Source organism: Streptomyces sp. 63XJN7_1_ISO-PGPR-S23-121, from assembly GCF_056173025.1.
On record NZ_CM149653.1, the window covers coordinates 2,453,038 to 2,475,408 of the forward strand.

At 66.7% G+C, this 22,371-nt stretch carries 3 protein-coding genes; all 3 read left to right on the plus strand.

Translation table 11 applies throughout. The features are described from left to right. Window positions 1-3 precede the first annotated feature (3 nt). The 3 genes from AC0VYN_RS10765 (at window position 4) to AC0VYN_RS10775 (ending at window position 22,356) form a co-directional block, all read left to right on the plus strand. A complete protein-coding gene (locus tag AC0VYN_RS10765; RefSeq protein WP_475535789.1) occupies window positions 4-20,082 on the plus strand; it encodes a scabin-related ADP-ribosyltransferase in 20,079 nt (6,692 codons plus the stop codon). A 431-nt stretch (window positions 20,083-20,513) separates the two neighbouring features. Beyond that, window positions 20,514-21,760, plus strand: a protein-coding gene (locus AC0VYN_RS10770) for an IS3 family transposase (RefSeq protein ID WP_475535790.1) whose coding sequence is annotated in 2 segments (ribosomal slippage) — window positions 20,514-20,847 and window positions 20,847-21,760 — 1,248 coding nt in all. Because the reading frame shifts where the segments join, the coding sequence is not laid out codon by codon here. 92 nt (window positions 21,761-21,852) lie between these two features. Then, window positions 21,853-22,356, plus strand: coding sequence for an ATP-binding protein (locus tag AC0VYN_RS10775; RefSeq protein ID WP_475535791.1), 504 nt, complete (start codon window positions 21,853-21,855; stop codon window positions 22,354-22,356). Window positions 22,357-22,371: the final 15 nt, after the last annotated feature.

The window sequence follows — 22,371 nt, forward strand, 5'->3', positions numbered from 1 at the left end:
TTCATGGCAATCCAGGTCTCACCGCTGGTGAACAATATGCTGTTCGTCCTTATTGGCGAGCGGTTGATGCAGGCGAATGAGGACCTGGCTCGTGACAGTCATGCGGCGTTCAGGGGTTTGGCTCATGATGTCCGTGGTTTGTCGGATGTCATTGAGCGTACGGTTTCGGGTACTGCGAGGGCGCTGCCACCGCAGGTGGGGAACGATTATGTGCGTGCCATGGGTATGTTCGTGGATTCGGGTGGTACGGGGTATCTGAAGCAGTTCGCGAGGCAGTTGGACGATATTGCCGATGGCCGGGTGAAGACTTCGTACGACATTATGGAAGGCAAGTGGCAGATCAGTGCTGAGGTCATCCGGCTTCTGATCGAGCTGAAGGCCCTTTTTTGGTTGTCGGCTGTCACGGGTGGTGCTACTGCGGGCAGGGCGGTGGTTGCGCAGCAGCGGAGTCGTGTGGCGGTGCTGCTGATTCTGCATCAGTTGCTGAGCAAGACGCATTTGCTGCCGGTGTTGAGTGAGGCGTTCGAGGAGGCTTTCCAGTCGTTCGCTGTGCGTCTGGGGATGATTGCTTTCACGTCGGGTGAGCAGAGCTTCAACGGCTTCGACTGGGGGCAGATCGGGCAGGACGCGGTGTTCGGTGGTCTTGCCGGTGGATTCTTCGGCGGCATCGTCGGCGGCAACGAGAAGTTCTTGTCTCTGTTCCGTGATGATGTCAGGCGTGGCGCGTTTGCCAAGAGTGTTGCGGATGATGTGACGGTGAAGGTGGGGGCCGAGCCGGGGACTGGTCATGTGGACCGGGGGGGTGGTGTCGCCCGGCAGCCCAACGCTTCCAGTGTTTTCCTTGCCTCGGGTGGTTCGGAGGCGCTTGCGGAGATTCTGGGCAGTGGGTTCTTCAACGGCAACTGGGCGACCTCGTGGGACACGTTCTTGGGTGGGGGCCTCAGTGGCAATGTCGGCGAGGGGCTCAATAAGGGTGCGGAGAAGACTGGTCTGGCGATCAATCTGGCGTTCAACAAGGGCTTCTCTTCCGAGGTCCCTTCATGGCCTGCCGATGCGCAGAATGCCGGGGTGAACACGGCCGGTACCGACGAGGGTGACGGTCGCGGTGGCGGGGTCGCGGTGGGCGGTGGCGGGGAGCCGGCCGCCGGCGGCACGGGTGCTGCGGGCAGTGAGGCGGTCGGCGTTGCTGGTACTGCCGGGAATGCCGGTGTCACGGGCGCTGCTGCTGGTGCTGGGGTGGTGTCGGGGCGGCCTCCCACGGTGTCTGGTGCGGATGCCGGGGTGTCGGATGCGGGTGTTGTACAGGATCAGGGTGCGGTGGGGTCGGCCGGGGTGCCGTCGGCCGGGAGCCTGGGAAGTGCGGAGTCGGGCGGGGCTCGGCCGCGTCCGGCCGGTGAGGCAGACACAGGGTCTGCGGCCGGGGGTGTTACGGGGGTTGCGGCACAGGCGCTGCCTGCCGTGGGTTCGAGTGGCACGGGCATGTCTGCCGTCGCTGGGCGGCCTGCTGAGGTAGCGGCGGTGGATGAGGGGCACGCCCCGACCGCTGAGGTGACCGCGGGGCTGGAACCCGCGGAGCCGGTACAGGTTGCGGCGGGTGCGGTTTCCGGCGGAGCTGGTTCTGCGGCGATGGGAGCGAGTACCGCTGCTGTTCAGGCTGCCGGCCCTGTGGCCGATCCGGGTCGGGTCGCCAACCAGCCTGTGTCTTCTGCCGGTCGACCGTCCACGGTGTCTGAGCCGGCCGGCGATGCGGGGCGTGCTCGTATCGGTGAGCGTAGTGACCAGGCCGGTGTCCGGCCGTCCGGCCAGGTGAACCCTTCGGCCCGGTCTGGGGCTGGTGACGGCTCGGGCGATGTGGTTGCCGCCGACATGGTGCAGCAGGCCGAGACTGATGAGCAGACCATGCCGGAGGCTGTCGATGCCGTGCGGCGGCCGGGCCCCGATGTGTTGTCCCTGGGTGATGGCCGGGTTGAGAACTTCTCGGCGCAGGCTGGTGGGGCTGGGACGGTGCCTTCGGCCGCTCCGAGTGTGCTGTCGGGGGGTTCGTCCGGTCTGGGCCGGTTGTTGGGCTCGGGTGAGGTGCGTACCGATCGTTTCATTCCATGGTCGGGGGAAGCGTTCGTCCTGGAGGTGGGTGAGGACGGGTCGCCTGGTCGGGTACTGCCGGGCGGGTCGGGTGAGCGGACGGAGGTCGGGTTCGTCTGGGAGTGGTTTGGGGGTGACCGGCCTGGTCAGGAGACGGTCCGGTTGACTCGCCGGATCTTCCTCGACGTCCAGGGTGTGGATTCGGGTCGGGTGGAGGTGATGCGGCGCAACGCTTTCGAGGGTTTGGCGGAGTTGAACGCGCAAGGGGGCCGGTTGCCGGCTGTCCAGCCGGAGGGTCTGGTCCATGGCCCGCATCTGCCGGGGCCGCGGTTGGAGCTTGCGGTGGAGTTCGTCGATTCCGAGGCGGACGCGCATGACGTGGTCCAGGTCAAGGACGGGCAGCCTCAGGCGCCTGGGGACATGGTGCAGAACGTCTGGTACACGCAGGCGTCTCGTGTGCTGCTTGCCCATGAGATCGCGCACGGTTACGGGCCCCGTGATGCACAGGCCCATGATGATGAGGCCCACGATGGTGAGCGGGCCCTGTTGACGTCGCCGCGTGATGAACAGGGCCGTCCGTTGGGGGTGCCGCTGACTTCTCATGGGGATGAGGCGCAGCAGGCGGGTGAGGGCAACTGGGACCTGATGGGCCCGATCGACGTCGGTGAGCCTGGGCGGTCCTACGCGCTCACGCCTCATGAACTCGGACAGATCGCCGACATCCTGAGCCCCTTCCTCCACCACGGAGTCAGCGCCCCGAAGCCCCGTGTCGTGCAAGAGACGGCGTATGCGCGGCCGGCAGCCCCCGTTCGTTCCGACGAGGGGCTCGGGTTCGACGAGGGGCTCGGGTTCGATGTGGATATGGAGTCCGGGGTCTTTGCGGACTTCGCTCCGCTTCCCGGTGATGACGGGGAGGTCGTGGGGTCGCCGGCGTTGGCTGTCGGGTCGGTGGATGAGGACGCGGACGTTTTCGCTCTGGCCGAGGAGTACTCGGGGTCGGCTGTGCTTCTGGGTGCCCTGGATGATGCTTCGGCGGCGGAGGGGGTGGATGACAGTGTCGAGGCGCCCCGAACGTCCCAAACGGAGTTTGCGGAGAGTGGCCTCGTTGCGGGGGGTGGCAAGCGGCACGGTGGGTCGGAGCCTTCGGTAGAGGAGGACGACACCGATCGAAGCGCACAGCATGGGCCGAAGCGGCGCCGTGTCGAGGTAGAGGCCGTCACCGGCGGTGGTGGCGAGGGCGTGAGAGAGGAGGGCGCGGACAGCGATCAGGCAGCGCTGGAAGGAGCATCCGTGGCCATCGCTGCGCTGCTCGGGTCGGACTTCGGTCCACAGTCTGTTTCGCCGGGCGAGCCTGCCGACGTGGACATGGAGGGCTCGGAGGAGGTTCCTGCCGGGCTGCGCGCGCTCCGGGACGAGGCGCGCTTGGACGAGTTGGAGGACCCGCCGGCAGCGGGGTTCGTGGATACGGTCACGGCTGCGCTGCTCGGGTCGGAGTCCGGTCCGCGCCCTGTTTCGACGGGCGAGCCTGCGGAGGTGGGTGCGGACGAGTGGGCCGAGGTGGCTGCGCTGCTCGGGTCGGAGTCCGATCCGAGCCCTGTTTCGCCGGGCGAGCCTGCCGACGTGGACATGGAGGGCTCGGAGGAGTTCGCGGGTTCGGCTGGATCGGTGGGGCTTTCGTATGCGGTGGGTGAGGCTGCGTCCGGTGCAGTTGGTGCCTCGGACCGCGGGGCCGGCAGTGATGTGCGGCTGGGGCTGAAGGAGGCCGTGGATGATCTGAGGTCCAAACTGAGGTCGCTGAACGACCTGTTCGAGGAGATTGGTGCAGGTATTGACGACAGGGCGGCCATCCAGGACGAGGACTGGGAATTCGTGTCGTCCAAGGTGGTGGACGCGATCCATCGTTATCGGGAAAAGTACCGCGATGCGCCGCGGTACGCAGACGGGGTGAAGGTCGCTCGGGAACAATTGAAGTCGCTGCTTAAGTGGAAGACGTACGCATACATCGCCGGCCACCTTGGAGACGGCACCACGGCGAAGCAATTGTCAAATTTCAATAGAAATCGACAACGTCTGTCATTGGCGACCTTGAAGAGGATTGATGGTCTGTATGCGGTTGAGGTGGGGACGGAACTGCCAGTGGAGCCGCTTGGCCCGCAGCAATCCTTCTTGAAGGAGGCCGTGGATGATCTGGTGCGCAAACTGAGTTCGCTGAATGCCCTGCGCAAGGAGCTCGAGAGGCTTGGTGTCCGTCCCCGTCATGGCGACATGACGGCCATCAAGGACGAGGAATGGGACCGGGTGTCGTCCAAGGTGGTGGAAGCGATCCCTCTTTTGCGGGACACGTACCGCGATGCGCCGCAGTTGAAGGTCGCTCGGCAGCAATTGGAGTGGCTGCACAAGGAGACGGGGTTCGCATACATTGCCGACTACCTTGGAGACGGCACCACGGCGAAGCAATTGGAAGAGTGCAGGTATGGTAGTGGCATTCTGCCATTGGCGACCTGGATGAGGATTGCTGATCTGTATGCGGTTGAGGGGGGGCCGGAACTGCAAGTGCAGCGGCTTCACCCGCAGCAGTCATTCTCGGAGGACGTTCCTGCCGGGCTGAGCGCGTTCCTGGACGAGGCGCGCTTGGACGAGTTGGAGGACCTGCCGGCCCCGGTCCCTTCCGACGAGGGGCTCGGGTTCGACGAGGGGCTCGGGTCGGAGTCCGATCCGAGGGCGGCCGCGCACCCTGTTGCTGGCGCTGCCGATGGTGAGGCAGACGCGGTGGTGGTGCGGCCGACCGCCCAACCTGCTACGGAGTCGGTTGCCCTTTCCGGCGATGTTTCCCCTGCTGTGACGCAGGAGACGCGAGTCAGCGGCGACGCCGCGGTAGATGCGGCGCCTGCGGTGGACTACCGCATGGTGCACGAACTGGATCGCGACTATGTGGTGGAAAGCCTTAAGGGGGAGAAGCTGTGGCGGTTCTCGAACCGTCCGCCGGAAGAGATCTTCCGCGTGGGTTTCCATGCTGACGACCCCGAGAGCGTTGTGGATCTGCGGAAATGGGCGAGACTTAATCCCGCAGCGCAGTTCGTCTCGACCACTCGTAATCGTGAATTGTGGCATCGTTCGAGCCGCTTTCGATATGGGATTGACTCGTCGCGTAACGGTGACCCTACCGGTGTTGATGTCAATGGCACTTTCGATCGGCAAGCAGCGTGGAATTCCTTCCCTATGGAGCGGGAGGTTGCTTTCACGGGATTGATCGATGCACGGGCTGTTGTGAGTGTCTACGACGTGGAGCTGGATCGTACTGGTACGTGGAATCCGGACACTGATGAGGTTGAGTGGCGGGAGGGTGTCCACGACGCCCCGCCCGAGAGCCTGTCGGAGTTTGCGGAGCTGGATCGTACTGGTACGTGGAATCCGGACGCTGATGAATCGGGGCCTGGTGCCCGTCCGGTCGGCCAGGTCAACACTTCGCCCCAGTCTGCGGCTGGTGACGGCTCCGGTGATGTGGTTGCTGCGGGTGTGGTGCAGCAGGCCGAGATCAATGAGCAGACCCTGCCAAGGGATATAGGTGCCGTGCGGCGACCGAGTCCGGGAGTGTCCCTGGAGAGTGATGGCCGGGGTCAAGGCTCCTCGACGGGGAGCGAGGGCCCTGGCCGGGAACAGGGCATCGCGCTGGTGGCCGGCCTGTCGGCCGAAGGTGAGGAAGTCTCGAGTGAGGCCGGTGGGGCTGGGACGGTGCCTTCGGCCGCTCCGAGTGTGCTGTCGGGGGGTTCGTCCGGTCCGGGCCGGTTGTTGGGCTCGGGTGAGGTGCGTAGCGATCGTTGGCTGCCTTATGGGGTAGCTCCTGGATCTGGTGAGGAGGGGTCCGAGGGAACACGGCGTCGGGACGGCGAACGGCCGGTTGAGCCGTTCGAATTCACTGTTGGGCCGGACGGTAGGCGCAGAGTGCAGCGGCCTGATGGTAGGCGTGGGCCTTCCGGTGAGCGGACGGATGTCGGGTTCGTCTGGGAGTGGTATGCCGGTGACCGGCCCGGACAGGAGACCATCCGTCTGACGCGCCGGATCTTCCTCAATCCGACCCGCCTCGATGACCAAGGTGCGGTTCTGGCGGCGGATCCGGCTCGAGTGGCTGCCATGCGTCTACGTCTCTCTGCATATATGGAGCAGGTGAGCCGGCGGGGGCATCGGCTGGAGGCATTCCAGCCGGATCAGGTCACCGGCCCGCAACTGCCTGGCCCCCGGGTGGAGTTTGCTGTGGAGTTTGTCGATTCCAAGGACCAAGCACACCAAGAGGTTCAGGTCCGGGACGGGCTGCCCAGCGGCGACCGGGACATGGTCCAGAACCGTTGGTACACCGATGTGCACCCGGCTGCCTACGCCCATGAGCTCGTCCACGGATTCGGTGTCCGTGACGACGATGCCCCGCCGCAGGCCCTGCTCACGCCTGGCGGGCGTAACACGCAGGTGCTTTCCGCGGGTGAGTCGAGCTTGATGGGGAAGTTCGAGAATCCTCAATCGCACATCGTCATCACCTCCGACCATCTCCAGCAGATCGCAGACGTACTGACCCCCTACCTTTCTTATGGCGTCCGCGCCCTTCCGGACCGGTTCCCTGTTGCTGGCGCTGCCGATGGTGAGGCAGACGCGGTGGTGGTGCGGCCGACCGTGCAATCTGCTACGAAGTCGGATGCCCTTTATGGCGGTGTTTCCCCCGATGTGACGCAGAAGACGTCAGGCAGCGGAGACGCGGCGATGGATGCGGCGCCTGCGGTGGACTACCGCATGGTGCACGAACTGGATCGCGACTATGTGGTGGAAAGTGATGAGGGGGAAAGGCTATGGCGGTTCTCGAACCGTCCGCCGGAGGAGATCTTCCGTGAGGGTTTCCGTGCCGATAACCCCAGCAATGTGGTGGATTTGACGCGATGGGTTTCCAATAATCCTGACGCGCAATTCCTTTCGACCACCCGGGACTACGAACTCTGGTACGGCGTAAGGCGCTACCGCTACGGGATCGACTCGTCCCTCAACGGAGACCCCCGAGGTATCGACGTCCAGGCCACCCTCGGCTCAAGTGGTGGACACATCCTCGAGGCTGAGCAGGAGGTTGTTTTCACGGGATCGATCGATGCGCGGGCCATTGTGACTGTCTACGACGGGGACCTGGATCGTACCGGTAGGTGGAATCCGGACACTGATGAGGTTGAGTGGCGGGACAGTGTCCACGACGGCCCGCCAGAGAGTCTGACGGAGTTTGTCCAGGCCCTGGGGGATGAGGGCCGTTCCGAGACGGGCCGCGTTTGGCGGTCCCTGGTTTCTCTGTGGGAGTTGGTTCGGTCGGCGCCAGGGGCGTTGCTTTCCTGGTATAGGCAGGCTTGGGGGTCTCTTGTGGATTCCTTGCGCCGTGGCTGGGTGTGGTTCACGCGGGCCCGTGTGTCGGGAGCCGACGTCCTGCCGTCAAGCCGGGTGGGCACTTCGACCCAGTTTGCGGTTGGTGACGGCTCGGGCGATGCAGTTGCCGCCGACATGGTGCAGCAGGCCGAGAGCAACGAGCAGACCGTGTCAGAGGCTGTCGATGCCGCACGCCGGCGGAGCCCCGGGGTGTTGTCCCTGGAGAGAGATGGCCAGGTTCTTTCTGGCGGTGTTTCCCCTAATGTGACGCAGGAGACGCCAGTCAGCGGAGACGCGGCGGTGGATGAGGCGCCTGCGGTGGACTACCGCATGGTGCACGAACTGCATCAGGAGCATTTGCTACTGGGTCTGAGGCCGGCTGAAGGTGAGCAGGATGAAGACGCAGGTGAATTGTCTCCTGGCCACGTCGAATCTGAGGACGCCTACCTGACGCTGCTGGGTGCGTCGACCGTGTCCCAGTCTGCCGACCCCGCGCCTGTCGTGGACCATGCGATTGCGAACATGCCCAATCAGGAACATGGGGCCGGTCCGGCGGACGCCTCACTACAGCGGGATCTGGAGTGGGCCACGCCTGAAGGGCAGCTGACTGCCGGTGCATCCAGTCAACTTGCCCGGGAGCGGGCGGCGTTCGAGCAGAAGCTCGGAGTGCACTACCAAGCCGACCCGGTGGCTCTCGAGGCCGCACGTTCGGCCGTGACGAGACTGCGTGAAGTGCTGCAGGCGGCATACCAAGGTCACGACGCGGAGGTCGTCGACGCCTCGTTCTTCACCAGCGATCCGACCAGTGCAGGACAGATTGGCCCCGCGCCGGGTTCCTCCAGCACCGCATGGCTCGACTCGCTGCTCGTCACCGGATCCCTGCGCGAAGTCATGACGGCATTCCTGAACGCCACTGGGTACAAGGCGCTCTACGAACGTGACGCCAATGTTCCATCTCTGAACAGTGTGCTTAAGTCTGTCCTGGCCGAACCCGGCCGCCGTGAGGGCGTCCAGGCGTCCGCCGAGGGTCTGGAAAGTGCTCGGGCATTGGGCCTCGACTGCTCGGCGCTGAAGATCTACGCGGGGTTCGTACACGGTCGTGACCGCGCGATTCTCGAGGAAAGGGTCGCCGCGGACCCAGCGACCCGTGACAAGGCGTACCTGTTCCGCCAGGATGATCCCTTCGCTTTGGGCAGCCTCGCTGCTCACACTACGAGAGGAAGGGCCAAGGACCCTCTGGAGATTGTCCACAGTCAGAACTCGCGTATCGCACGGTCGCCCGACCTGCGCGCTCTTGGCTCCCGGAAGAAGACGCCGCGGGACTACACGTACCTCGGTGTGCCGTTGAGTGACCGCGAACGAACCTTTCTGTGGCTCCACGACCAGCGGCGGCCCTGGGACAGCTACGACATCGAGGATATACCGCTTGACACCTTGGCCTTTGATGCCGAAACCGGGGATCCCGTGCTCAACGAGATCCTGGCGCGGCCGGATGTCGTCTCGGTACATGTGAAGCGCCCGCCACTGCCCGAGACAGCGGCGGGCGGGCTAGAACCTGAGATCCCTTCAAATGTTCGCCCCCCGGTCGAGGAGGTCTGGGCGCTGGTCCGAGGCTCACGGACAGAGCTGAACATGCGGGCCGGGGATCTGAAGTTGGACGGTGAACAGGGGCCGGAATTCGCCCTGGGCTGGGTTGAAGGGACCGCGTACTTCGACCTGGACGAGCGGTCTCCCTGGTATCAACAGTGGCATGTCGACAAGGGCATGCCACTGATCGCCGGTGTCTCCGGAACGACTCTGCGTATGCTCAGGGCCTTTCAATGGCTAAACGTTCAGCACACCACCATGGCCGACTTCCGGAAGGCGCTGATGGGATGGATGCTCCCCGGCCAGGATCACTCGTTGTTCGAGGTGATGCGTGCCTCGCACCTGGCCGACGCCACCACACCGGCCGAGGAAGAGGCTTTGCGCGGGGAGGTCACCGACCTCTACACGATCCCGGGGCTCGTCCCCGCCCAACTGACGGCGCCAGGTGGCCGGCCTGCAACCGTTGCTGCTGATCCGGCCCTCTCGGTGAGCTCCCCCTCGAACGCCGTAGCCGCAGCCGCAGATCCTCAGGCCCCTGGGGAGGCCAACGGGGACGTCGAGAAGCCGGCGTGGGTTGACTTTGGGCCGACCGGTGCGGGCGGGTTCGAGGCTTCGTCTGATCCGAAGGAGCTCCAACAGATCGCAGATGTTCTGACACCCCACCGTCACGCCAGCGTCAGCACCCCTCAGGTGCAGGTTACTGCCGACGGCAGCGACAGGGACGAGATGGCATCGCCCGATGCGATGCCCGCGGTGTACTCGGGTGAGCCGTCGTCAAACGGGCCGATTGCATCGGGCGAGTTCGAGCCGCGTGGGTCAGAGGCTGCGGCCACGCCACAGCCTGCGCCGGCCGAAAGCTCGGACGGGCCCATGCTCGTCCGGCCGGAGTTCGACGACGTCGATGTGATTGTCCGCGGTGAGGTGGGGGCGGGCCCGGAGGAAGGGGTGGCCTGGGCGGGTGCCCCAGTTGATTTCAGGCGCTTCGAGGCGCGGCGGTACAGGCACTCTCGGACGGGAGAGTTCATCAGCCGTGCGGTGGTGCGCATCTTCCTCGATGTAGTCGCGGATCCAGTACGCGGCACGCCTGCTCCGGAGGAGGTGCGCGAGTTGGCGGAGGTTGCTCAGCAGGGTGTTGACAGGGTGTACAACCAGGGTTCTCGTCTTCCTAACGGGGACCGGCTCTGGGTCGACCTGGAGTATGTGACCGATCGCGCAGCAGCCCACCATGTCGTCAAGGTCCACACCGAGTTCGAACGGGAAAACTCCGCCAACTGGTCGCTCGGCCTCCGCGATGAGCCCGATGTGCTGGCCCATGAGGTGGGGCATTTGTTGGGCGTAGAGGACGAGTACCGCGATGGCCTCAACTTCGCCTGGCGTCCGGTCTATCTGGACGGGGGCGTGATGGACGGCCCTTCCCCCGTGGACAAGGGAGGGCATCCGATCGTGGACATGGATCACCCCCGCAAGGGCGCCGGCCCGGGTCGACTGTGGCTCTCGCCGCGTTATCTGCGCCAGTGGGGATCGGCGATCGAGGCCGCTTACCGCCGTGCCGCAGGCCCTGACTCGGACGACGCCGCCGCGCGCCACCGTTTTCGGGTCGAGGGCGAGGTGGTCTTTGCCACTGATGACACGTATGAGCCCCGTGAGGATGGGTTGCCGACGCGTGCGCATTTCACTGCGGAGACCCGGCGGGCAGTGGTGTATGGGGAGTCTGGCACGGGGGCTGGTGGCTATCTGGCGCCCAGTGGGATGTCGGTTCGTCCTCGGCCGGTCATGCTGCAGGAGGAGCCCAACCGCAACGGGACGTACCGGGCGGAGTATGCGACGGGCGGTGGGTTGAACTCGCGGCTGGTGGGTGCTGATTGGTGGCGCCCGGTCCCGGACGATCGGTTCAGCTGGAAACGGGGTCGGTTCACGGTTGGTGGGGTGAACCGGCGGCTGGAGCCCGGTGATTGGTGGCTTCCGGGCGTGGGTGACCTGGACGGCGGGTCGCGGGGGGAGATGAAGTTCACGGCCGACGTGCTGGCCCCGCGATCGGCGACGGACAATTGGTGGAGCCTGGTCCCGGATGAGCAGCACAGCTGGACCGAGGCGGACGGCCAGGACGAGCGGGAGGCCGCCCTCGGGACCGAGAAGCGGGGGCAGATGATGTTCCCCGCCTACTGGACCGAGGACGATGTGGTCTACGCCGGTGAGCAGGCGTACTTGGATGCCCTGTACCACGGCAATGTTTTTCCCCTGGAGGGATGGCCGCCCGGCGCCTACATCTATGTGGGGGAGTACGCCGGGGTGCGGATCGCAGGGAAGGTGCTCTACGGCTACTTCACCGGATTCCGGCCCGCTGACGATCAGCCCGATCAGGAGCCGCCTGCCTACGCACCGCGCCCGGCCCCCCCCAAGCTCACCGGCCGCGCGGGCTTCGGCCAGCGGGTCGAGGACGTGACCAGGTACGGCGACCGCCGCACCCGGACCGGCGCCTACCACGCGCCGAAGAAGGACCAGAGGCTGTTCCACGGCATGTGGATCGAGGCCGGCACGAAGAGGCACGACAACGGCACGTACCAGGCAGCGGTCTGGTTCCTCGACCCGGCGTTGAACTACTCGCATAAAAGGAAAGGGGTCACGTGGTTCCGAGAAAAGACCGAAGAGTATAGCGCCTGGGTGTTCCAGGTGGGGAAGGAGTTCGGGCCCGAGCCTAGGAAATGGCACCACTACGACTCGCGGATCATCGACCGGAATCGCTGGCGTCAGCACCGGGACGGGGACGAGCACATTATGTTCCCCGATGAGTGGTCAGCAGAGAAGCTGCTGACCGCGGTGGCGCAGGCATACAAGGGGCGTAAGTCCAAGCTGCTGGACGACGGCACCGAGTACTGGGTGGGTGAAGCTGAGTGGGTCCGAATGGAAGGGCTGGCTCGGGACGGCCAGCATCTCGCGTACCGGCCCACGCAGGTCCAGCTTCACCTTTGGTGGCCCGAGGAGGCGCCGATCGGCGAGACGGACAAGGTGCCGGGGTCGGTATCCCATGGTGGGAAGATCGTCACATTCGATGTCCAGCAAGTGCTGTTCGCCAACGGGCAGCGGGGCATTGACCTCACGGCCCAGATCTATCTGGACCCCACGTCCGGTACTGATGACGCCCTGCTGAACGACGTTTGGGAAAAGGTGGAGGGGGCTTCCCGCGCCTACGATAACGTCGCACGAGCGGACGGGGCACCGCTGGTCCGCGTTTCGTTGAAGCGCGTCGGGAATGCGGAAGGCGCGCACCACACGGTCACGGTTGACCGGGCGAGTATCCAAGGGATCCGGGCCAGCCTGCCGTCGCACCTGGGCGTGCGGCCGGACGCCAAGGATCTCAAGGAATTCGCCGAGAAGCTGGGCGGTGAGCCGGCGGCCACCGACTGGCGGCCGCCAGTCGGCACCGATCCGTCGGAAGGACAGGCGGCTATCGACCACGCCCTCGAACTGGCGGATCCGTTCCGGCGATCTACCACGCTGCGCGAACCCGACCCGACGGATCCCGGTGACTGGGCGACGGATCCCGGCGAAAGGGCGACGGATCCCGGTGACTGGGCGACGGACCGGTCCGGGCGGGGGGCTGGTTGGGTGGTTCTGAGGGTCATACTGGAGCAGCTCAGGTCGGGGGGCGCGGCGTTGTGGGCGTGGGTGCGGAACTCCTACGTCGGGCAAATATTGGCGTCCTTCGTGGACATGCTGCGCAGACAATTTCGTGGCTCCCGGCCGACTGCGTCGGGCGCTTCGGCCATCGATGCTGCCGTCGCGGAGGACATGGTGCAGGCGGCCGAGGAGCAGACCGCGCAGCAAGACATCAGCGCCGCACGGCGTGCGCTCCCCGGAACAGCCGATTTCCGGCCGGGCGAAAGCGCTGCAGGAGTGGCGGAGTCCAGCCCCCGCGCGCGGGGTGCGGCGGTGCCGGAGCTGTCGACCGGTTCGCGTGGCGAGATGCCGGCCGCGGCCGTGGCGGCGGCGGACGCGCAACAGGTGTTGGCAGGCGACCCTGGGGTTGCCCGATTGCAGCCTGCTGGGGAACCCGAGGCGGATCCCGATCCGAAGCCCTCAGAGCAGCTCGAGAGCGCGGCTGAGCCGGGCGACGACTCGCCGAGCGCCCCGGATACCGGTCAGCAGAAGATCGTCTTCGCCCGGATCGAGACGGCACTCGAGGTGCACCGGCCGCCGCGCATCGATCACTCGATGCCGTCGCCGTCCCTTGAGGACGGACCGGTGCGCTTCGACGATGACAGCAGGCTGCCGGAGTACCTGACCGGGGACGGCGCGGACGACACCAAGGGTCGAAGTTACGGCCACAGCCAGGTCACGTTGCGCGGTGCCGACCTGGCCTTGCAGGAGATCAGCAAGATCGTCTCAACCCACCTCGGCGGCGAAGCTTCGACTGTGCCCGGTCTGAGCGAGGTGCTGGCAAATCTGAGCCAGGCGATGCGCACCGCCCCGCAGAGGTTCCACGGTGACGGGTACCAGTCCTCCGCCTTCGGAAACTCCCCGATACGGGTGCTGCGGGTGATCACCCGGCCGTACGGAAATTGGGAACGGTTCACCGATCTCCAGGGAGAGCCGGTGAAGTTGGAAGGTGCTCAGCGCAGCCAGGTCACCGCAGGCGCTGTGCAGTCTGTGGGGGCAGGCCTGCGGGCGGCGCCAGGTGTCTCCGTCCTGCCCCCCTCGGGTGCGGCCGCTTTCGCACGTCTCGGCGTGACAGCCGGCTCCACCCGCACGGCCGAGTACGGCATGCAGGACGAGACAGTCAGCCAGGTGGAGACACGGATGGCGGAGGTGTCGCATCTGCATCTGGATGACGTGGCGTACGAAGTCTTCCTCAGTGGCGGGCCTGAAACCGTGAGTTCCGGTGGGCGGCCTGCCGGTTCCTCCACCACAGGCGAGACGTTCACCTTTGCGGTGCGCAACGGGCTGGCGGTGCGGCTGACGGACAGCGAGACCCTGGTCGCCGATCCGGGCCGTGTGCCGGACCGCATGGAGCTGGACGCGCGGTCCGACTACCGGTTGGTGCACACCGAGGGTTACGGACCGGTCCGGGGGCTGGCGGAGCAGCTCGTCGACGGATTCGGAGTTGTTCCCGGCAGCGCGGCGTACGAGTACATCACCGGGCTCTTCACTTCGGAGAACTTCCACCGCGCAGCGGACCGTCTGGCCAAGGGCAATGTCCCCTCGGACCCGCTGTTCGCTGAGGACGGATCGCCGCTGGGGGCGTTCGTCGTGGAGAAGGTCGTCCCCGGAAAGGCTGAACTGCTCACTGAAAGCAGGGCCGCCGAGATGCGCCACACCATTCAACAGACAGCCAAGAACGAACAAACCCTTTCAGGAACGTCCAGTTGGGGAGTCAGTTTCACGCTCGGTCCTTCCTTCGACCTCGGCCCCCTGGGGGGCCTGATGGCCGGCGCCTCTGTCAGTTACGGCCGCAGCAGTACGCACAGCAGTACGTTCGGCGGTTCGGGAGGGCGAAAGATCGTCGGTCGGGCCAAGAACGTGCCGACCGTCCTCTACAAGGTCCAGAAGACCGTGCATGTGCGTAGGACCGGTGGCGAGGTCATCACGTTCGACACCTGGAGCCTGGACCGGATGACACACACCGAGGCGCGGCGTCTCGCGGGCTGGGACGACGGCACGACTCTCCGCAAGAGGGAACCCGTCAACGAGCCGTATGCCCCGGCCTACTTGACCAAGGACCGCCCCGCTGTACTCGGTATGAGCAGGCCTGAGGCTTTTATCTACGACAGTGACCTGGCGAATGACGAGGACCATCAGAAGGGTTGGCTGCAAGCCTTCGCCGACAGGCTGATCGGGAGCGCTGCCAAGGCGTACCCCGACCTGCTGGCACCGCTGGAGGACTTCGGCGATCCGAACCACTCACGCTGGCGCAATAGGGAGCACTACAGCCTCGCGCTGGGGAACACACTCCGTGTGATGAACGCCCTGTCACATCACAGAATAGCTGGGAGCCTCGAGCAGCTCATGACGGGGCTGGTGATCGAACTGGACGTCAACCCTGGCATCGTGATGCGCCCTCGTCTTTCGATCAGGATTCGTGGCGTGCTGACCGGGCGCCGCTACGAGGGCACCCAGAACGATCTCATCCTGCGATCCGCAGCACCTGGCACGGAACGCCTCGACGGCTCGCACAGCATGACGCGTACCTGGAGGGTGGGACCCGATGTGTCGCTCTGGGGTTTCGCGGGCACCGGAAATGTCTCGGGCGGCTATACCTGGGGAGGGGACAACGGCCGCGGGACCCAGTACGGATCCACCGCATCGCAGGAGCAGGTGGCCGTCAGTTCCCTGCCCTCCCATCTGCACAGCTACCGTCTGGAACTGACCGCGGAGATCGGCGGCTTCTGGCGCTTCCGCAGCGGTCCGAGGGCGCTCACACTGGGATTGCTCGATCGTGAGCGCTATCTCCAGGACGAAGAGAGCACGGACCTCGTCGGGGGCAGCGCGGAGGCGTTCGTGGGCCGGGTCGTGCTGGCCGTTCCGGACGAGTTCACGCCCGCCACCGATCCGGACATGGTTGAGCGCGCCATGCCCCTCGAGGCGGTGGAGCTGGACCCGGCGCAGACGCAGGCATTGGCGACCCACAACGTCGCCGTGTTGTCCGAGTGGCATGGTCCCGATGTGTTCGGCGACCAGCCTCATCAGACTCTCAGTGTCGGCTCGCACCAGCGGCTCAAGGACGTCGCCGCGGATCTCATGAGAACGGTTTCCGGTGCGTCCTGGCACTTCTCCCGTCCAGGAGCCCTTCCCCACGATGCCATCGTGCGGTTCCTCGAGCCGCAGCTCCTCACAGCCGGCTTCGACCAGCGATCCGGGCCTGTCGGCTCGCGGATCTTTGTGATCGCGGAAGGCCACAGCAGGATAGGGGAGTTGGTTCACCGCACGCGGATCCTCAACCTGCGCGTGGCATCCGGCCCGATCAAGTTGGGCTCGGAAATGGGCGTCAGCAGTGATCTGCGTATGTCGGGTTCGGTAACCGCGGCCACGAGCAGCGGCTGGGCCCTGTCCGGCGGCGGCACCACGGGCGGAACCGAACTCGCCACGATCGCCGGAATGCAGTACCGCAGAGGCAGCTCCAGCATCGACGGCACGAAGGTGACCCGCACCGTCACATCGGACATCAACCGGGAGGACAGTGGCTACAAGATCCTGCTGTCCGGGGACGTTCAGCACGACATCGTGGCATCCGGGCGCCAGGAGGGATTCCTCGGCCATCACCGCAACAGCTTCAACGGAAAGCAGCTCACCGTCCCGTCGAGCTATCTGGGCCAGGTGTCGGAGAAGACCGCGCATCAGCTGGAAATCCTGAACGACGGATTGGGGGACGTGCCCCGCTACCTGTCCCATCAGTGGACCCAGGCCACATGGTGGCACGACCACCCCTTCGGGTCGTATCCCGTCAACGCATTGGACACCACCGAGGTGCTGGCCGCCTTCGACGACCAGTTGCGGCGCTGGAATGTGAACGACGCGGACCGCGAGCGTGTGCATTCCCTCGTCACTCCGCGAGCCGTGCGGGCCCTTCGCGAGCAGATGACCTCCACCGGCGCAGCCGCGCGCACCCAGGTCCGCCGTTGGCGCACCCCGTTCATCAGCATCGGAAGCCGTGCCGGTTCTTTGCGGGTGGAACTCATCGCGGGCGAGTCGGAGTTCGTCGGCCTTGACCACGGCGTCGTCATGGAGGACACCCGGATCGCCACCGTGACCGAGACGGACGGATGGTCCTCGGCCACCTCTCGTGGAATCGGTCTGACCGCCATGCAGCAGGTGGGCACCGTGCCCCCAGGCGCCGAGCCCGGACCGGGTGACCTCGAGTCCTTCCGACCGCAGGCTGACGTACGGACCACCAGTTCCGACCTGACCTCCCACGGCCGTTCCCGCGCACGGACGAAGCGGCAGATCTTCTACGCGCGAGAGCCGCACGCCGACTACCGCACCTCCTACACGCTGCGGCTCACGCTCGATCTCGGAACAGACATGCCCACCCTCACCGAGGAAGGCCCGGTGGGCACGCTGCGCGAGCAGGTGCCGCTGAGCTTGAGCGTTCCGCACGCCGGCCGGGCGGACGATCCGCTCGGCCCGCCGTCGCTGGACGAACCCAGTGGTTCGGTCGTCCTGTGGCCGCAGGGCAGCGACGTCCCCCGGCACATCGCTGCGTGGCGTTCCGCGCGGCAGCCGAGCGGCGCGCACGGGCCGATCCAGCTGCCGGCCAGCGGTTTCCATGTCCGCCGGATCGTCGGCCTCGAAACGCTGAAGGAAGCCGGCGTCCTGGCCGTCGCCAAGGCATCCGGCACCTCCGTCGCTCCCGCCGGCTCCCCCCTCACGCTGACCGGCAAGGACCTGGTCGACGCCATGGGAGACGCCCGCAGCACCCGGCTGACTCTCCCCGGCACCGGCTCCGCGCTGGCCCTGGACAACGCAACCAGCGACGCAGCACTGGCCGCCTTCTTCGAGGACAGTGCGACCGCCGCCGGTTACACGGTCCCCGGACTGTTCGAGGGCGGCACTGCCGGTGACTACCGGCTCTACTCCGGGCCGGACTTCACCCGGGCAACACTGCTGGCAGTGATACCGGTCAGCACCATGGAGAGCGCCGAACGGGACACCGCAGGCCGGGACCGGGCAGAGCAGCAGGCGAGCGGCTATGAGTACGCACTCGGCGGGCGGGCGGCATTCGCCGCCCACGATGCGGGCTCTGTCGCCCCGTCCGCATCCATGGCCGGCCCGAGTACCGCAGGGGCTGGTAGTCGGGTCGTCGCCGGCCAGGAGAGCGCCCAGTTCAACACCAAGGTTGCCGGCCGCAGCTTCGTGTTCGCGATCCCGACCGACTGGCTCGGCGTAGCGGAGGTGACCCGCCGCAGCCCGTTCGGCCTCATCAGGTCCCGCCCGCAGGCGGTTGAGACGCAGGGCAAGATCATCGCCTTGGTCCATGAGGACGTGGCCCGCGAGTTGGGCCTGATCGACGACGAGAACTTCCCGTCCCGGGTCGCGGACGCCTGGACCCAGGTCGTCGAGGCCGGCCAGGCCTGGGCGGACGCGGACAGCACCTACTGGGAGCAGCGTCGCGCCCTGGCCGACCTGCAGGGTGAGGGGTCCGAGCGTAAGCGGGCCACCGTGAAGGATCTGCGGCAACGTGCCCAGGCCCAGGCCACCATGAATCACCTGCTGCGGCAGGCCGACGCCGCGGCTGCGGAGTTCCACCGTGTGCGGGCGGCGGCCGACCGGCTCACACGATGGCACCAGCTGCCGGCCGAAGCACACCGCGCCGGTGAGCCGGAGCTGCGCGGCGGCCTGGCCGAACCGCCGCCTGTGGTTCACCGTCCGGTCCCGGTGGCGGAGGCCGACAGTGCCGACGCCGAGCGCTACATCGTGCGGGAAAGTACACCCGACGGTCCTGACCGGCTCATCTCGCCGGAAGGCGACCACTACACGGTTCACGACGTCCCCGCCGACGGCGACGCCTTCTTCCACGCCCTCGCCGAAGGAGTGCACCACGCCGCCCCTGACAGGCTCACTGCCCGGGTGGATGTGGCGGACCGGCAGAAGATCATCGACGGTCTGCGGCGCCTGCTCGCCGACGAGCTGAGCGACCCCGGGGCCCGCGGTCTGCTGAAGTTCACGTCGCCCGACACCAAGGACACGTTCAGCGACTCGGAACTGGCGGCCAGCGGGGTGGACTTCCGAGAGGGCAGCCCCGAGCGCCGCGAGTACGAGGACTCGGGCTATATACCGCTGCATGCGGAGCTGCCCGCTGAGCAGCGTCAAGGTCTGGCCAGTACGCAGTTGCTGCGCAGCGGTGACACCGATGACGACGCCGGATGGAACCACGGCGCCGCCGACCTGCAGCCCTCGCTCGCCGCCCGTGTCTTCAGCGCGCGGATCACCGTGGTCCGTGCGGACGGATCGTTCCAGGACTTCCGCCCCCTGGACACCGTCGGCGAAGGCACGGACGAAGAACTGGTGCAACGCGACCCCGACGAAGAGCTTGTGCACATGGTGCTGCTGGCGAAGGACGGGCACTATCTGCTGGCTCTGCCGTCCGACGACCCTGGGCGAGAGCCGCCGCTGCCTGCTCCGGCCGAGCGGGACACGAGGGCCGCGGCCCTGGAAACTGAAACGCCCAGCGGCCAAGGGCTGCGTCCCGCGTACTCGACACCACCGTGGGAACGCGGAGCCACCAGCACCTGGCGCCCTGTTGTCACCAACGGGAAGCCGGCCGCACTCGTCGACCCGAACGGCACCGTTCACGAACTCAAAGAGCCACCCGCTGACGGCAACGGCTTCTGGTCCGGGATTGCCGACGCGCTGGAGCTGGAGGGTGCCACTGAGTCGGCCGCTGAGCTTCGGCAGCAGTCCGTTCCCGCGTCCGCCCGGTTGGGCCGTGAGTCGCCGTTCACGGACGAGGAGCTTGTTCGCGCCGGGCTCTCCGAGAGCGCCATCCTGACCGCGCGCCTGCGGCGAGCCGATCGCCGGCTTCCCGAGGATTTCGAATTGACGAGAAGCCAGGAAGAAGCCCTCATCCGTCAGCAGGTGTTCAACCCCCCTCACTGGGACGACGCGACGGAGCGGAACGCAGCCGAGCTGGCAGCCGCCCGGGGCATGACCCTGACCGTGGTCGCGGAGGACGGCACCTCGCGTACCTACGCCCCCGGCGACGGGACAAGTGGGCCGAGAGTGGTCCTCTGGCGCAGGGGCAGGGATTACCTGCGGGCCGAGCGGACGACGCCCGCCCCGAAGCTCGTCGATCTGCTGAACGAGTCGGCCTTTATGGAGACTCGCGTACGGCGTGAGCATCTGGAGGCGGTCGGGCTGTCTTTCTCGCCGGAAGAGGCGACCATGTGGCTGCTTGCGCCGGAAATCATGTTGCAGGAATTCCGGCTGAGCCTGGAGAGCCGTGAAGCCCTGCTGCGTGCTCATCCGGACGATCTTTTCCCCGCGCCGGTGAGGGACGCCTACAAGCGGTTGGAGTCGGGCGAGAACGCGTAGGGGGATGGGCAGCCTGGGGACGTGAACCGAAGCACGGCAGATCGTCCCGTCCTCGTGCTGCTCCCAAGGTCTTGAGGGCGCGATGCGCACCTGGTCGGGTTTCCCCCTACCTCCCCTACTGGCACGGTCTGCCGCGCTAGCGTGTTGAACGTCAGCCGGGCACCGGCACAGTCCGACGGAGTCTTCTCCCGAGGGGTCGGTGCCCCGCTGCCCCGCGCGTCCAACTCAGACGCTCGTCATGCGAATCACCGTCCGTCAGCCTGGGGGGGGCACCTTTGCATGCAAGGTGAACGACCTCTTGGGTCATTGATCTGGACGCTTGACTGGACGGGGGGCTGGTGCCGATGGCTGCGGAGCAAGGGGCCTCCCCCTGAGTGGTGGACACGCTGATACTGGATCTGCTTGATCCGGAGGAAGCGAGAAGACCGCCGATGGCGATGAAGGACTACTCGGACCAGTTCAAGGCCGATGCCGTGGCCCTGTACGAGTCCACCCCCGGGGCGACGTACAAGAGCATCGCCGCCGACCTGGGCATCAACCGGGCCACCCTGCGCGAGTGGGTGCTGCGGGACCGGGAACGCCGGGGTGCCGGCCCGGCCGCCGCCCGGGCCGGGCAGAGAGCCGCCCGAGCCACGCAAGCGGCGCCGTCCGCGGACCCGGACGAGCGGATCCGGCAGCTCGAGGCGAGGGTGGCCGAGCTCGAGGCGAATGAGCGCAAGCTCGCGACCGAGCGGGACATACTCCGCAAGGCGGCCAAGTATTTCGCCGGGGAGACGAACTGGTGAGGAGCCGCTTCCAGTTCGTCGACGACCACCGGGACGCCTTCGAGGTGAAGCGGCTCTGCGAGGTCCTGGACCTCAACCGGTCCAGCTACTACAAGTGGCTCTCCGGCCGGGAGGCCAGGCAGGTCCGGCAGCGGGCCGACGAGCGCCTGGCCGCGAGGATCCGTGAGGTCCACGTGCATTCCGGCGGCGCCTACGGCTCTCCGCGGGTGACCGCCGAGCTCCGCGACCAGGGCCTGCACGTCAACGAGAAACGCATCGCCCGCGTCATGCGGACCTTTGCCATCACCGGCGTCCGCCTGCGCAGACGCGTCCGCACCACCGTCCCGGATCCGGCGGCCTCCCAGGTCCCGGACCTCTTCCAGCGGGACTTCACCGCCGCCGAGCCGGGCCGCAAATACATGGGCGACATCACCTATCTGCCCCTCGCGGATGGCGGGTTCCTCTACCTCGCCACAGTCCTGGACTGCTTCAGCCGCAAGGTCGTCGGCTGGTCCATCGCCGACCACATGCGCACCGACCTGGTCGCCGACGCGCTGCTGATGACCGCCCGCACCCGCGGCGGCCTGGAAGGCTCCACCTTCCACTCCGACCACGGAGCCCAATACGGCTCCAGAGCCTTCGCCCGCCTCTGCGACCAGCTCCAGGTCACCCGGTCGATGGGCGCGGTCGGCTCCAGCGCGGACAACGCCGCCTGCGAGAGCTTCCACGCGTCACTCAAACGCGAGACCCTCCAGGGAGCCCACGACTACGGCGACGCCGCCACCTGCAGAAGGACGGTCTTCGCCTGGCTGACCCGCTACAACACCCGCCGCCGGCACTCCGCCTGCGGCCACCTCAGCCCCAACGAATACGAACGACGACACCACACCGCTAAGCTCACGCTCGCCGCGTGATCAACGAAGCGTGTCCACCATCACGGGGGAAGGCCCCAATTCGCGAACCCCGATGTGACCCCGGCTGAAACCACCAGGAAGAGGGTGGCGTCATGTACGCAACGACAAGCCGCCCCGCGCCGCTCGGTGGCGCCGGGAACCGCAGTGCTGGTGCGGGCCGGGACGGACCCGACACGCCGGAGCGGGTGCCGGAGCCCCGGAGCCCGGGTGATGACGTCACGTGGCCCCTGCCGCACTGCCCGCAGGCAGCCGGCACCGCCCGCGAAATCGCCGCCGCGGTCCTCGACGACTGGCACGTGACCCAGGATTCGGCCGAGGCAGCCGTGCTGGTGGTCTCCGAACTGGTTACCAACGCCGTGGAGCACGCACTGCCGCCGATAGCACTTCATCTCCACCGGGAGCGGGCCGGGGACCGGGTGTGGGTGGGCGTCACCGACGGCGGCCCCGCCGCAGGCGAGGGCGCCTGGACCGCCTCATGCGCCGAAGACGAGCACGGCCGCGGCCTGGACATCATCGACGCCCTGACCACCACCCACGGCACCCGCTCCCACTCCGGCGGCACCACCCACTGGGCCCGACTGTTCAACGCAGGCTGACCACCACACCCAACG

What these genes read in the sequence shown, in the direction of transcription:
- AC0VYN_RS10765 (WP_475535789.1), top strand. Translation starts at nt 4, where the DNA reads ATGGCAATCCAGGTCTCACCGCTGGTGAACAATATGCTGTTCGTCCTT.
- AC0VYN_RS10775 (WP_475535791.1), top strand. Translation starts at nt 21,853, where the DNA reads ATGTACGCAACGACAAGCCGCCCCGCGCCGCTCGGTGGCGCCGGGAAC.